This window comes from Oceanobacillus sp. CF4.6 (genome assembly GCF_051262635.1).
In the GTDB taxonomy this organism is placed as follows: Bacteria; Bacillota; Bacilli; order Bacillales; family Amphibacillaceae; genus Oceanobacillus.
On the sequence record NZ_JBIMEX010000010.1, the window covers coordinates 95,428 to 110,801 of the forward strand.

11 protein-coding genes are annotated in these 15,374 nt (G+C 40.4%); all 11 read left to right on the forward strand.

Features of this window, described 5'->3' with window-relative positions; translation table 11 throughout:
* Positions 1-80 precede the first annotated feature (80 nt).
* The 11 genes from ACHABU_RS15130 to acsA all read left to right on the forward strand — a co-directional run bounded on the left by ACHABU_RS15130 (position 81) and on the right by acsA (position 15,364).
* Positions 81-1,667 (forward strand): AMP-binding protein, encoded by a 1,587-nt coding sequence (locus tag ACHABU_RS15130; RefSeq protein WP_435765768.1) that lies wholly within the window; start codon positions 81-83, stop codon positions 1,665-1,667.
* Positions 1,668-1,699: 32 nt separating this feature from the next.
* Complete coding sequence (locus tag ACHABU_RS15135; protein ID WP_435765769.1) at positions 1,700-3,289, forward strand: AMP-binding protein; 1,590 nt, start codon at positions 1,700-1,702, stop codon at positions 3,287-3,289.
* On the forward strand, positions 3,289-4,488 hold the full coding sequence (locus ACHABU_RS15140) for an acetyl-CoA acetyltransferase (RefSeq protein ID WP_435765770.1): 1,200 nt from the start codon (positions 3,289-3,291) through the stop codon (positions 4,486-4,488). The genes ACHABU_RS15135 and ACHABU_RS15140 overlap by 1 nt, the downstream gene beginning before the upstream one ends.
* Positions 4,489-4,490: 2 nt before the next feature.
* On the forward strand, positions 4,491-4,907 hold the full coding sequence (locus ACHABU_RS15145; protein WP_435765771.1) for a Zn-ribbon domain-containing OB-fold protein: 417 nt from the start codon (positions 4,491-4,493) through the stop codon (positions 4,905-4,907).
* 94 nt (positions 4,908-5,001) lie between these two features.
* Complete coding sequence (locus ACHABU_RS15150; RefSeq protein ID WP_435765772.1) at positions 5,002-6,054, forward strand: zinc-dependent alcohol dehydrogenase family protein; 1,053 nt, start codon at positions 5,002-5,004, stop codon at positions 6,052-6,054.
* Between the two features lie 123 nt (positions 6,055-6,177).
* Positions 6,178-7,824, forward strand: coding sequence for a flavin-containing monooxygenase (locus tag ACHABU_RS15155; RefSeq protein WP_435765773.1), 1,647 nt, complete (start codon positions 6,178-6,180; stop codon positions 7,822-7,824).
* Positions 7,825-7,897: 73 nt separating this feature from the next.
* Positions 7,898-8,863, forward strand: a complete 966-nt coding sequence (locus ACHABU_RS15160) for an alpha/beta hydrolase (RefSeq protein ID WP_435765774.1) — start codon at positions 7,898-7,900, stop codon at positions 8,861-8,863.
* A 571-nt stretch (positions 8,864-9,434) separates the two neighbouring features.
* Positions 9,435-10,979: a solute symporter family protein gene (locus ACHABU_RS15165; RefSeq protein WP_435765775.1), complete on the forward strand. Its 1,545-nt coding sequence runs from the start codon at positions 9,435-9,437 to the stop codon at positions 10,977-10,979.
* Positions 10,976-12,718, forward strand: a complete 1,743-nt coding sequence (locus ACHABU_RS15170) for a LytS/YhcK type 5TM receptor domain-containing protein (RefSeq protein ID WP_435765776.1) — start codon at positions 10,976-10,978, stop codon at positions 12,716-12,718. Before ACHABU_RS15165 ends, ACHABU_RS15170 begins: the two co-directional genes overlap by 4 nt.
* Before the next feature lie 17 nt (positions 12,719-12,735).
* Entirely contained in the window at positions 12,736-13,491 is a 756-nt protein-coding gene (locus ACHABU_RS15175; protein ID WP_435765777.1) for a LytR/AlgR family response regulator transcription factor, read from the forward strand.
* A gap of 145 nt (positions 13,492-13,636) precedes the next feature.
* Positions 13,637-15,364, forward strand: a complete 1,728-nt coding sequence (acsA, locus tag ACHABU_RS15180) for an acetate--CoA ligase (protein WP_435765778.1) — start codon at positions 13,637-13,639, stop codon at positions 15,362-15,364.
* Positions 15,365-15,374: the final 10 nt, after the last annotated feature.

Below are 15,374 nucleotides of genomic sequence, written 5' to 3' on the forward strand. Positions count from 1 at the left end.
GACGCTTAGAATAAATCAGAATTTGTTTCTAAGCGTTCATCCCTCTAATCATACTATTGCCATAAATAAGAGGTGATTTGATGTATAACGGGCTAGAGACTTTTAGCGCAATTGTAGAGGCACGGGCAAATGAAAAACCCGAGGAGCGTTTTATAAAATTTGAGAATAGACATTTAACATATCGTGAATTTAATGAAGCTGGCAATAAAGCAGCAAATATGATACAGCGATTAGGCCATGAATTGGGTGATACATGTGCGGTCATGCTTCCAAATGGTCCGGAATTTATGTCTGCTTGGTTAGGTCTTTCGAAATTAGGCGTCATTGAGGTGCCTATTAATACTGCATTGAAGGGAGACTTATTGGCATATATACTCAATAAGGCGGAATGCAAAACAATCTTTCTATCGGTGGAGTGGGTAGAGCGGATAATTGCCATTCAGGAAGAATTAAATTATCTGGAACACATTATTGTAGTAGGAAATCAAGATGAAAAGCCTGCGAGTTCTTTCAGGTGGCATTCATTTACTACTTTAATGGAGAAGTCAGACACTACACCTATTGATGTTGCTTTAACGCCATCGGATCCCTCTGTCATCCTTTTTACATCGGGTACAACGGGGCCTTCGAAAGGTGTCGTGTTGAGTCATCGTGCTAATTTTAGTGTGGCAAAAACAGCATGCGATTTAATGAACTATGATCAGGAAGACCGATTATTTACGGTTTTCCCATTGTTCCATGTGAATGCAAGATATACAACGGTCTTGGTGGCTTTACTGACAGGTTGTGATGTCGTGATGCATAATCGTTTCTCAGCCTCGAGGTTTTGGGAAATTTGCCTTAGTGAGCATGTTACCGCCTTTAACTTTATGGGATCCATGCTATCCATTCTAATGAAGCAACAGGAAAAGGTGGACGATGCTGACAACCCTGTGAAGAAAGCATATGGTGCCCCCACGCCAGTTGAAATTTATGAAGACTTTCAGACGAGGTTTGAAATTGAAATTTCAGAGGTGTACGGATCGACAGAACTAGGAACAGTAGCGGCGAATCCTGCATCAGACTTTCGAAAAGGCGCTTGCGGAAAAATAGTACCGATTTATGAATGTGAAATACAAGATGAAGAGGGTTTCCCCTGTCCGGTCGGGGAGAGTGGGGAAATTGTAGTACGACCAAAAAAAGCCGGAATTATGTTTGCGGAATATTATGGAAGTCCAGAAGCTACAGTTAAAGCCTGGGAAGACTTATGGTTTCATACAGGAGATACAGGAAGAATGGATGATGATGGATATCTGTACTTTGTTGATAGGAAAAAAGATGTTATTCGCAGAAAAGGGGAAAATATTTCTTCTTATGAAGTGGAAAGCATTATCAACAGCCATCCAAAAATCTATGAATCTGCTGTTGTTGGTGTCCCATCCGAACTGACAGAAGATGAGGTACTTGTCATCGTAGTTTTGAAAACTGGAGAACAGCTTGGGACTGAGGAATTATTGAACTTCTGTCAAAAAAGAATGGCATATTTTGCGGTTCCGCGTTTTGTCCGATTTCTAAAAGAATTACCACGGACACCGTCACAAAGGGTTGAAAAATATAAACTTCGCAAGGAAGGAATTACGGAGGATACTTGGGATCGTGAATTAGCGGGTTATCAGGTGCAACGTTAATTTTACTTTCTATGAAAATTGGGGAGATGAATATGTATACCGGTACAGAGACATTTGGGGCAATTGCAGCATTCCGAGCAAGAGAAAGTCCCGATAAACGGTTTGTACGTTTTGAAAGTGAGGATCTCACATATAATCAATTTCATCTTGGTGGAAACAAGGCAGCAAATGCATTTTCTTCTTTAGATTTATCCAAGGGGGATACCTGTGCGGTTATGCTCCCGAATTGCCCGGATTTCTTAACTACCTGGCTAGGACTAACAAGGATTGGTGTTATGGAAGTTCCTATTAATACGGGACTTCGTGGAGACCTCTTAGCATTTATTCTTAATCAAGCGGAATGTAAAGTAATCGTTATCCAGTCTGAGTGGGTCGATCGAATTCAAAGAATAAGTGATCAATTAGACTGCCTAAAACATGTCATTGTTGTTGGGGAAGACGATCCGAACTTAATCATCGAACATATTTCCATTCATTCCTATCAACGATTAATAGATAATGCTAAGGATGAAAATATAGAAATCCAAATTAAACCGAAAGATCACGCTTTAATTCTCTTTACTTCAGGTACAACCGGACCTTCGAAGGGAGCAATACTTAGCCATCGGGCGAATTTTGCCTTGGCTAGGTCCTGCTGTGACCTGATGAACTATACTCCTATTGATCGGTTGTTTACCATGTTTCCTCTTTACCACGTTAACGCTAGATATGCAACGATTCTTGCAGCATTATTATCCGGAAGTGATGTTGTTATGCATAATCGCTTCTCAGCATCTAAATTCTGGGATATTTGCAGAAGAGAGCAAATCACAACATTCAATTATATGGGATCCCTTTTAACGATTTTAATGAAACAACCAGAACGCCCAAACGATGCTACTCATACCGTCAGGCAAATTCAAGGTGCTCCGTGTCCAGCTGAAATATATGAATCATTTCAAGAACGATTTAATGTAAAGATTACGGAGGCTTATGGTTCGACGGAGATTGGGTTGGCAACCGTAAATCGGGCAGAGTCATTTAGAAAAGGCTCCTGTGGAAAAGCACTTTCCATTTTTGAAATTCAAATACAGGATGAGTTTGGTGACCCCTGTCCACCAAATACAGCTGGTGAAATGGTTGTACGTCCTAAGGAACCTTCCATTATGTTTTCTGGATATTACGGAATGCCGGAAGCTACCATTAAATCATGGGAAAACTTGTGGTTTCATACCGGAGACCGGGGGCAAGTAGATGTGGATGGGTATTTTTACTTTGTTGACCGGAAGAAAGATGTTGTAAGGCGTAGAGGTGAAAATATATCATCCTATGAAGTTGAAAATGTCATCAATAAACATCCATTTGTTCAGGATTCAGCGATCATTGGTGTTCCTTCAGAATTAACGGAGGAAGAGGTACTCGCAGTTGTAAAGATACGAGATGGTCTTGAACTAGATCCGGAAGAGCTGCTGGACTTTTGCCAAGAAAGGCTGCCATATTTTGCTGTTCCTCGATATGTTCGTTTTATTCATGAATTTCCGAGAACACCTTCTCAACGAATTGAAAAATATAAGCTTCGTAAAGAGGGAATCACAAATGAGACTTGGGATAGGGAGGCGGCAGAATATAAAGTAGTCCGGTAATGCATGATTATAAACAGAAAGTAGGAAATCCATTGGAATCATTACGAGGCAAAACTGCAATCATTGGTGCAGCAGATTCAGATGTTGGGGTTGTTCCTCATATGTCAGCTACACAACTTTGTGTGGATGCGGCTCTAAAAGCAATGGAAGATGCTGGCATTACAAAAGATGAGATTGACGGGATCGTTTCTTGCGACTCTTGGGCAGAGCCGTTTTTATATCATGCGGAGGCAATCTCTGAATATCTGCAAATAGAACCTAAGTATTGTATCAGTGTTGGTACTGGAGGTGGTACAACATTTTCTCTTTTGCATCATGCTGCTTCCGCAATTGCGACAGGTATTTGTGATACGGTGCTTATCACCATGGCGGATAGCCTAAGAAGTGGGATTTCTAAAGAAAAGGCGATGAAAACACAGGCTTCTACTGGCCATCCGCAATTTGAATCACCCTATGGACCCTCTGTACCTTCTTTGTATGCGTTGATTGCGAGAGCGCATATGGCTGAGTTTGGTACCACGGCAGAACAATTAGCTGCTGTATCTGTTACCGCTCGAAAACATGCTCATCTAAACCCAGCAGCACAAATGCGTGAATTAATCACAGTGGAGGATGTAGTGAACTCTCGCATGATTGCAGATCCGCTTCATTTATATGATTGTTCACTTATATCTGATGGTGGCTCAGCAGTTATTCTTACCTCCAGGGAAAAGGCAAAAAACTACTCGAAGCAACCGGTATATCTACTCGGTGTAGGTGAAGGTCACCGACATGAGCATATCAGCCAGGCACAAAGTCTTACCACTTCTGCTGCTGTCGATTCCGGGGAACGCGCATATGAAATGGCTGGTCTTGGTCCAAATGATATCGATTTTGCGGAACTTTATGATTGTTTCACTCCTACTGTTTTGATTGAATTAGAGGATCTAGGTTTTTGTAACAAAGGAGAGGGTGGGGCATTTGTGGAAAGTGGTGCCATTGAGCTTGGAGGATCTCTCCCGGTCAACACACATGGTGGATTACTCTCCCATTGCCATCCGGGTAATCCGGGGTCCATGTTTGCTTTAACGGAAGCTGTTGTGCAATTAAGAAACGAAGCAGGCAGGAGACAAGTAACGGATGCTGAGGTTGCGCTTGTACACGGACAGGGTGGCATCATGTCTAGTCATACAACACTTATTCTGGGCAAGGAGGTGTAGCCATGGAACATGCGGGAAAGAACTTTCCAGAACCAACCATTGAGACAGAAGCATATTGGGAAGGTTGCCGAAACCGTGAATTATTAATTCAGCAATGTAATCAATGTGGGAAATCTCAGTTCTATCCTCGTATGATGTGTACAGACTGTATGAGTAGAAATGTTCACTGGGTTAAAGCAACTGGCAAAGGGAAAGTGAAGACGTATACAATTATCCATCGGGCGATATCAAAGGCTTATTCAAAAGAAGCACCCTATGTGGTTGCAATTATTGAATTACGTGAAGGTCCATGTCTGATGAGTAATATAGTTGGGTGTAATCCAAGAGATGTGAATGTCGGCCAAGAAGTAGAAGTCACCTTCCAAGATTGGTCCGAAAGAATCACTATTCCCATGTTTACTCCAATAGAAAGGGATTAAATTTTTACATTCAATGGCTGAAAAATCCCCACTATTATCAGGTGTTTAACTTATTTCTATAAAATTAACCAAAAAACTATGAGGAGGAATTGTTATGAAGGCACTTGTCCTAACTGAATTTAACAAAAAGATGGAGGTAAAGGAGGTTCCGGAACCAACTTTAGAAGACAATGGGGTGGTTATTCGCGTAAAGGCTAACGGGATTTGCAGAAGCGATTATCATCTTATGAAAGGTGATTTGAGCTGGATTGGCATGCAATTGGAATTACCTCATGTTTTAGGTCATGAATTTTCAGGAGTAGTAGATAAAGTAGGTCGTGATGTTACTAAATTCAAAGAAGGTGACAGGGTTGTTGTTCCACATGCACATGGGGAAGGATCTTGTGAGTATTGTATGACAGGTCATTCCAATATTTGTGATCACGGAAGTGTTGCTGGCATTTCTTATTGGGGTGGTTTTGGGGAGTATGTTCATGTTCACGATGCAGACCGGAATGTTGTGCAATTACCCGATTCGATTTCGTTTGAAGCAGGTGCTGCACTAGGGTGCCGCTTTATGACAGCATTTCATGGGCTGGTAGACCAAGTGAAAGTAAAACCAGGAGAATGGGTTGCTGTTCATGGAAGTGGTGGTCTTGGTTTATGTGTGTCACATGTTGCCAGTGCGATCGGTGCAAGAGTCATAACCGTTGATATTAATGATGAAGCCTTAGAACTTGCGAAAGAATTCGGCGCTGAATTTACGATTAATGGCAGTAAAGAGGATGCTGTACAGAGAATCGTAGAGATTACGGGCGGAGGTGCTCATGTTGCGGTGGATGCATTGGGAATAACTGCAACTTGCCAGAATGCAATTAATAGTTTGAGGAAGCGCGGAAGACACTTACAATTAGGACTTACATCAGCTGATGAGCAAGGGAAAGTTGAATTACCAGTGGATTTGATTGTAGTAAAAGAATTGGAGTTTATTGGTTCATCTAATATGCCTGTATCTAGATTCTCCGCTATGTTGAATATGATAGAAAGTGGTGTACTACAGCCTGAGAAAATGATTACTAGAAAGGTAAGCCTTGAAGAAGCTGCTGATATCATCGTTAATATGGAAGAATTTAAAACACCAGGATTAAGTGTTGTCAATCAATGGTAGTAGCCTTGTCATAAAAAAGAAAGATTAATGATCCGAGTAAAGAGTAGAATTGTAGGGATAGTTAGTTTTTCATGGAAACTATTATGAATCCGCTTACAATAATGTTTTAGGAGGATGATAAATATGACATCTACAACGAGGAAGAATGATGTAACCGAATTAGATGCAGTAGTTGTTGGAGCTGGTTTTTCAGGATTGTATATGCTTCATCAATTACGTCAGGTTGGATTCAGTACGATTGTCTATGAGGCTGCTGCCGATGTTGGCGGCGTGTGGTATTGGAATCGATATCCTGGTGCACGCTGTGATTCAGAAAGTATTTATTATAACTATACTTTTTCAGAAGATCTTTATAACGAATGGACATGGACATCTAGATTTCCCGGACAACCGGAAATACTCCGTTATCTTAATTTTGTTGCAGATAAGTTTGAGCTCAGGAAAGATATCGAATTTCGTACACGCATTCATTCTGCTCAGTATGATGAAGCGGCAAATAAATGGATTATCCATACAAATGACAACCAAGTGATATCAGCTAAATACTTTATTACAGGGGTTGGCTGCATATCTACCGCCAACATTCCTAATTTTAAGGGATTAGAGAATTATGATGGTGAATGGTACCATACAGGCCACTGGCCCCATGAGAAGGTTAATTTCCATGGTAAAAGAGTAGGAGTTATTGGTACCGGATCAAGTGGCGTCCAGACCATTCCTGAGATTGCGAAAGAAGCAGCACATCTGACAGTTTTTCAGCGGACACCGCAATATAGTGTGCCGGCAAAGAACCATCCTTACAAGGCGGAAACCGTTCAGCAGGCGAAAGAAAACTTTCATGAAATCAAGCGGAAAATACGGTCATCAATGGGGGGACTTCCAATCCAGCCAGGGGAGCTATCTGCATTAGAAGACACTCCGGAAGCCCGCCATAAAAAATATGAAGATGCTTGGGAAAAAGGTGGGGCATATTTATTGTTTTCCTATAATGACCTGCTAGCTGATGAGGAAGCGAACGAAACGGTTTCCCAGTTCATCCGGGAAAAAATACAGGAAACGGTAAAAGATTCAGAGATTGCTAGGAAATTAACGCCATCTTATTATTATGGAGCGAAGCGGGCTATCCTTGATACGGATTACTTTGAAACATATAATCGAAAAAATGTAAGTCTTGTAGATGTGAAACAAGCTCCGATTGAGGAAATTACTAAAACTGGAATAAGGACAACCAATGAAGCGTATGACCTGGATGCTATCGTTTTTGCGACTGGATATGACGGAATGACCGGGTCACTATTTAATATGGATATTAGAGGAAAGGACGGCATATCTCTGAAAGATAAGTGGGAAAATGGATCAGATGTCCACACCTATCTGGGTATTTCCACTGCTGGATTTCCAAATATGTTCATGATTACAGGCCCAGAAAGTCCTTCCGTTTTAGGGAATGTACCTGTAGCAGTGGAGCAGCATGTGGAGTGGATTGCAGATTGTATGGAATACCTTCGTAAGCATGATATTGAAACAATTGAAGCCAATTCGGAAGATGAAATTGCTTGGAGCAAGCACTGCCGAAAGCTGGCCGACAAAACGCTTTATACAAAGGTTGAGTCTTGGTATAACGGAGCCAATATTGCCGACAAGGCTCGAGGTTTTCAAATTTATGTAGGAGGATATGGTCCTTATCGGGATATATGTGATGAGGTAGCGAAAAAAGAATATGCAGGTTTTTCTTTAGCATCTAGTTCTAAATCACTGGAATGGTCTTAACGATAGAGATGATGGTCGTATATATGAAATGATTATTATTTAAACAAAATATAAATAAATGGAGTGATAGCATATGAAAAATAGAGTTAACCCAGAATTGAGAGAAATAATTGAGGCATTTCCACCATTAGATTTGGATAATTATAAAGCTACAAGACAAGCGGCCCAGGATGGTCTCCAAGCTATGGAGATTCCCTTAGATGAATCTGTTTCTATTAATGACGAGATGATACCAAATTCTTATGATCAATCTTCCGTCAGGGTACGGATTTATGAAAAAAAGGAAAAAAGTGGTGAAGCACTACCCGTATTGTTGTGGATTCATGGTGGAGGTTATGTATTAGGTTCACCGGAGGAAGGGGATATTTTGTGCCAGCGTTTTGTTACGGAAGCAAATTGCATGGTTGTTTCTGTGGATTATCGTTTGGCACCAGAATTCCCTTATCCAGCTGCGTTAGAGGATTGTTATGCAGCACTTCAGTGGGTGTATGAGAATGCAGGTGAACTAGGTGTAGATGCAACTAGAATAGGGGTAGCAGGCCAAAGTGCTGGTGGCGGAATAACAGCCGCACTTGCTTTACTTACTAGAGATAGAAAAGGGCCCGAAATATGTTTTCAAATGCCTTTATATCCAATGATTAATGATAATAATAATACCCCATCAAGTTTTGAAGTAACGGGAAACTTTGTCTGGAATCATGATTTAAATAAGAAGGGTTGGTCCATGTATTTAAATGGAAAAGACGGAACAGAAAATGTTTCTGAATATGCGGCACCTGCGCGGGCAACTAATTTATCAGGCCTCCCAAGAACATATATTTGTGTTGGACAATTAGATCCATTTCGTGATGAAACATTAGACTATGTAACTCGGCTCTGCCAGGCTGGTGTTGATGTAGAGTTTCATCTCTACCCTGGAGTTTTTCACGGATTTGAAGCAATTGCACCAGACTCGACCATTGGTAAACAGACAGTAGATGAGTATGTAGGTGCTGTGAAGAAGGGTATACATCCAGTTTCGCTTGTGGAAAATAAATAGGTTTCACTTCCTAAATTTTGTCGAATCAAAATTAAGCTCCAAAACAATCACTCGATGGAAGCATGGGGACGGTTCTTGTGCTTCCAATTTTTCTGGGGACATGGAAACAGGAACCTTGATCCAGTGAGATTCTTAAATTAATAGGATAGTGGAGCTGTTAGATCATGTGTATTTATATCACAATTTGATCTAACAGCTTTTCTTGTTTTTAAATTTCACCATGCAAAATTAATTTTAGGGGGACAAGAAAACCTGTCCCCATGTACCTATGATGTTGTAAACGACAGACGTGAAGGTACAACTACTAGAATGCCCTGACCTATGAAACATGACAATGAGATTCGTAGGGTGATGTAAGAATAAATCTTTCTACGGGCCATGTCCCATTTCCATATGAAATCAAAGGGAGAATAGTGACAGTTTACTATCCCCGCGTCCCGCTCGTCCCTTTACTTATCATTCTTCTTCGTTTACTATTTAATAATAGAAAGAAAATATTGAATTTTATATCATACACTTATTGATTCCTGAGACAGGAAACCTGTCCTTATATCCAGTGGAAGGTGAATTCATGAATATTACCTATTTCCTGTTTTTTCTGTGTATTATCGTTTGTACGTTAATTATTACATATTGGGCTGCAAGACAAAGTAAAACAACGAATCAATTTTATATTGCAGCTGGTAGTTTAACAGGTATCCAAAATGGAATGGCAATCGCTGGGGACTATATTAGTGCTGCTTCATTTTTAGGGATAATCGGTACCATTGCGATCAATGGATTTGATGGTTTTTTGTATGCTGTTGGTTTTTTAGTTTCCTATATAATTGTTTTGTTTTTTATAGCTGAGCCTGTTCATCATTTAGGTACGTATTCACTAGGGGATGTTATTTGCTCACGCTTTCCAAGCTATAAAATGCGTGGTCTAATGGCTATTAGTACATTGGTCATTTCCATTCTTTATATGATCCCACAATTAGTTGCTGCGGGTCTTTTAATTCGTTTATTGCTGAATATTGATTACTCCATATCTGTGCTTATTATTGGAAGCTTAATGACCATTTATGTGGTGTTTGGTGGAATGTTTGCTACATCTTGGGTACAAATTGTCAAAACAGTGTTACTTATCTCTGGCACATTCCTTCTCTCACTCATTGTCTTTTCCCGCTTCAATTGGAGTATAACCAATTTACTCGAACAGGTTAAACTTGGTACACCTTTAGGAGATCAATTTTCCCTGCCTGGTAATTTATTTAATAATCCTCTGGAAACAATATCTCTTCAGCTTGCATTAATACTTGGTACAGCTGGTTTACCACATATCCTGATTCGCTTTTTTACCGTTCGTAACGTGGTAGAAGTGCGGAAATCTGTGTTAACCGCTAGCTGGATTATTGGTTTGTTTTATATGATCGCATTAATTCTAGGCCTTGGTACAGTTGCGCTTGTTGGTTATCAGGAATTAGTGACGATCGATCCAACAGGAAATTTAGCTGCCCCATTATTAGCAGAGGAATTGGGTGGTGACTTTCTAATGGCATTCATTTCTGCAATCGCATTTACAACCATTGTCGCTGTCGTTGCTGGATTAGTAATCTCGGCTACAACTGCCTTCTCACATGATATTTATTATCATATGATCAAAAAGGGAAACACCACAGAAAGGAAACAGGTGCGTGTGGCAAAATGGACAGCATTTGTCATTGGACTTATTTCCACCTTGTTTGCGCTTGGGTTAAAAAATATGAATGTGACGTTCCTCGTCTCGTTAACATTCATCGTTGCTGCTTCTAGTAATCTACCAGTTCTGTTATTGACGATTTATTGGAAACGTTTTAATCAAGCAGGTGCACTCACTGGAATGGTCTCTGGGTTGACAGCTTCCTTAGTGCTTTTATTCATTGGACCTCATATTATGAATCCTGATGGAGGGTGGATTGCCAGGGAAGCCCTGATCCCGCTCTATAATCCTGGAATAATTGCCATTCCTATCGGCTTTTTAGGTGCTTATCTTGGAACCATCATGTCGGGAAAAAGACAGGAAAGCAGCGCGGAGTTTCATGCATTCTATATTCGAGCTCAGACTGGGATAGATACGAGGAGAGATGTCTCGTGACGGATTTGACAATTACTTTATTTGAACGCTTAGGTTTATTGTTGGTAATTGCCTTCGTGCTTACACGCATCCCTGGATTCAGATCCATACTTTATCGTGAATTTAGTTTTAAAATGTCCGTGATCCATGCATGTGTGTTTGGTTTATTTGGGATTGCTGGGACGATAACAGGTGTTATTATCGAGAATGATTTCACAGTTATTCATGATTTTGTATGGTCTGTTCAGGATGATCAACTGATCGTTAGCTCTAGTCTTGTTGCAATTGTAATTGCTGGGCTATTAGGTGGGCCAATGGTTGGGTTTGGTGCGGGATTAATCGCTGGGATACATTTATTTTTTCTCGGGGGTGTAGGCTTTCTTGCAAATAGTCTCGTTAATCCAATTACAGGCTTATTAGCAGGATTTACTGCCCGCTTTTTTTCACAAGAGCGGGTTATATCTCCCATCAAGGCATTGTTCATCGGGATCTTCCCGCCAATTTTACTCATCTATTTATTGCTTATCTTTGATTCGCAAAATAGTGAAATGATCTCGATGGTGAATACAGTTGGTTTGCCAATTGTATTATCAAATAGTATTGCGATCGCGATTTTTACGGCAATGATCGCAATTGTCCTTAGTGAGCAGGAAAATGAGGCCGCATTAGCAGCAAAGCAGGCATTGACCATTGCAGAAGAAGCACTTCCCTTTTTGAAGAAAGATTCGTTTAAGGATTGTGCGGAAGGGATTGTAAATCTGCTTTATGATCGTTTGAAATTAGCAGCTGTAACGGTGACAAGTGAAAAGGAGATAATGGCGCATAAAGGGTTAGGGGCTGATCATCATCTAGTAGGTAATCATATTACTACTTCTCTATCAAAGCGGGCAATTGCCAGCAGGCAGATGCTTGTTGGTTCGTCGCAAGCAGAAATCCAATGTGAAAATAAGAAATGTCCATTAGAAGCCGTCATTATCATTCCGATTTTGGAAGCAGATCAAGCAATTGGACTGATTAAATTATATTTTCGAAAAGCACAGCATATCCGTCCGGTGGAACGTATGCTAGCGGAAGGGTTAGGGACATTAATATCCAACCAGCTAAAAACAATTAAAGGGGAAAGGCTGGAACTGCATAGTCGTGATGTAGAACTGCGAAACCTTCAGGCACAAATCAACCCTCACTTCCTTTTTAATACACTTCACATGATTGCAGCGTTATTTCGAAAAGATCCTGAAAAGGCACGGCATATTACAGTACAATTAGCGCATTTTATGCGATTTAATATTAAATTGGTCTCGATGCAGCTTGTTCCATTAGAAAAGGAATGTGAGCATGTACAGGCATATATCGATATTATTCAGACACGATTTACGAGTCGTTTACAAATAGATTTTTCATATACAGAGGAACTCGGACTTCTGCTAATTCCGCCCTCATCGATTCAACCACTCGTTGAAAATAGCGTCCAGCATGGTCTAGAGAATGTTACAGAAAGTGGAAGGGTGGAAGTACGTATTGAAAGATTTGCTGATCATGTTAGGGTAAGTGTTCGTGATAATGGTCGGGGTTTTCCGGAGGATATTTTAAAACAGGCTGGTCATGTTTTGTTGGCAGGAAATCAAAATGGAGGAACAGGGCTATATAATGTCAATCAACGTTTAATTAATTTACTTGGTGAAGGGGCAGGTTTGCATGTTCGTAATTTACCTAATCGTGGAAGTGAAGTATATTTTCAGATCCCATCTGTGGATCAATGAGAGAGGTTGGTTTTTATATGAAAATCCATACGATGATTGCAGAGGATGAACAATTAGCACGTGAAGAGTTAATCTATTTACTGGAAAAGGAAAAGGATGTCGTCCTCTGTTCAAGTGCAGAGACAGGGGAGCAACTAATCGATTTATACATAGAGCAGGAACCAGATGTGATCTTCCTTGATGTTCATATGCCAGGCATGCATGGCGTGGAGGCTGCGAAAAAAATAACCGAGCTTGCATACATACAACCGCCATTATTCATCTTCACGACAGCATATGATGATTATGCGGTGGAGGCATTTGAAATAGAAGCAATTGATTATATGTTAAAACCTTATGATTTGGTACGTTTTCAAACAGCAATGGATCGAGTTCGCAAACGATTGCTGCAACTGGAAGTAAAAGGAGAGAGCAGTATACCAAATCAAGGATTTCCTACTACCTCAAAATTACTTATTGATGACAATGATCGAATGGTTGTCCTGTCTCCAGATTCGATTTATTATGCTGTGCCATTTAAGCGGATGTTGGAAATTCATACAGAAGACAAGGTAATCGTTAGTCGAATGACATTACAGGAGTTGGAAAAGAAAGTCCAAGGATTTTCCTTCTTTCGAACACATCGCAGCTATCTCGTTAATTTAAATCATGTTCAGGAGATTACGCCGTGGTTCAATGGGACAAGTAATGTGACACTTAAAGATAAGAAACAGACTACAATACCTGTAAGTCGAGCAGCAAGAAAACATCTTCTTGATTTATTTGAAAATTAACCACTAGTGTTTTAATAAAGACCATTCAAGCGCGGATAGTAACCATTGAAACGAATTTCCCCACTTATAAATTATAAAACTATATACTAATTAGTAAGCGCTTTCAATATAGGGCAATAATATATTTTAGGGGAGGAAATGACACATGAGTGAAACGATTTTGCCAGTAAAGGAACGGGCAAATATGGCTGATTATGATCAGGCATATGCTAATTTTAAGTGGGAAGATGTAGAAAAAAGCTTTTCATGGGACGAGACCGGCAACGTAAATATGGCATATGAAGCAATTGATCGTCATGCAGACACATGGAGAAAGAACAAAGTAGCGCTCTATTACAGTGACCAAGAACGGGATGAAAAGTATACGTTTCAGGATCTGAAGTTTTTATCCAATCAATTTGGGAATGTATTACGCACCATGGGAATTGAAAAAGGGGAACGTGTTTTTTTATTCCTGCCAAGATCACCTGAACTATATATAAGCTTGCTTGGGATATTAAAAAATGGGTCGATTGCTGGGCCGTTATTTGAAGCATTTATGGAGCAAGCGGTTCGTGACCGTTTGGAAAATAGTGAAGCGTCTACGTTAATTACAACAAAGGAACTGTTGCCACGTGTACCCTATAAAGAACTTCCTCATTTAAATCAGATTATTTTAGTTGGGGATGGGCCAGATAAAGATATGGATACGGCGGATGTTACCTTTTACAACTATGAAGAAGAAATGAAAAAGGCTTCACGTGACCTTGAAATAGAATGGGTTGATCGTGAAGATGGTATGATTCTTCATTATACATCTGGTTCAACAGGGAAACCAAAAGGAATCCTGCATGTTCACAATGCGATGATTCAACATTATCAAACTGCTAAATGGGTATTGGATTTGCAAGAAGACGATATTTATTGGTGTACTGCTGATCCCGGATGGGTGACAGGTACATCCTATGGGATATTCGGTCCATGGCTGAATGGAGCATCTAATCTGGTTCGTGGTGGTCGCTTCAGTCCAGAAGATTGGTATCAAACGATTGAAAAGTACGGTGTGAATGTATGGTTAAGTGCACCAACGGCCTTTCGTAGGCTAATGGCTGTTGGCGATCATGTTACAACAGAATATGATCTACGTTCTTTACGCCATATATTAAGTGTCGGAGAGCCTTTGAATGCGGAAGTGGTTCATTGGGGAATGAAAGTATATCAATTACGTATTCATGATCATTGGTGGATGACAGAAACGGGTGGTATTATTATTGCCAATTATCCATCCATGAAAATGAAACCCGGTTCGATGGGGAGACCATTTCCAGGTATTGAAGCAGCCATCTTAGATGAACAAGGGAATGAACTTCCTCCAGGCAAAATGGGGAAATTATGTGTAAAAGCTGGTTGGCCATCCATGCTGCGGACCGTTTGGAAAAATGAGAAGAGATTCGATACCTATTTTCCTTTTGATGGCTGGTTTGAATCAGGGGACTTAGCTTCGAAGGATGAAGATGGTTACTTCTGGTTCGAAGGGCGGGATGATGATGTTATCCAAACATCTGGTGAACGCGTCGGACCATTTGAAGTGGAAAGTAAACTGGTGGAACATCCGGCAGTTGCTGAAGCAGCTGTTATTGGAAAGCCAGATCCTGTACGTGGTGAAATTATAAAAGCATTTGTTTCCCTGAGGGATGGCTATGTGAAAACGGATGAATTACTAGAAGAACTCCGCTTATTTGTAAAGGATGGTCTTTCAGCACATGTGGCACCACGGGAAATTGAAATCCGTGACGCTTTACCAAAAACAAGAAGTGGAAAAATCATGCGCCGTGTATTGAAAGCGTGGGATCTTGGACTTCCGACGGGTGATTTATCGACGATGGAAGAATAGATACTAGTAA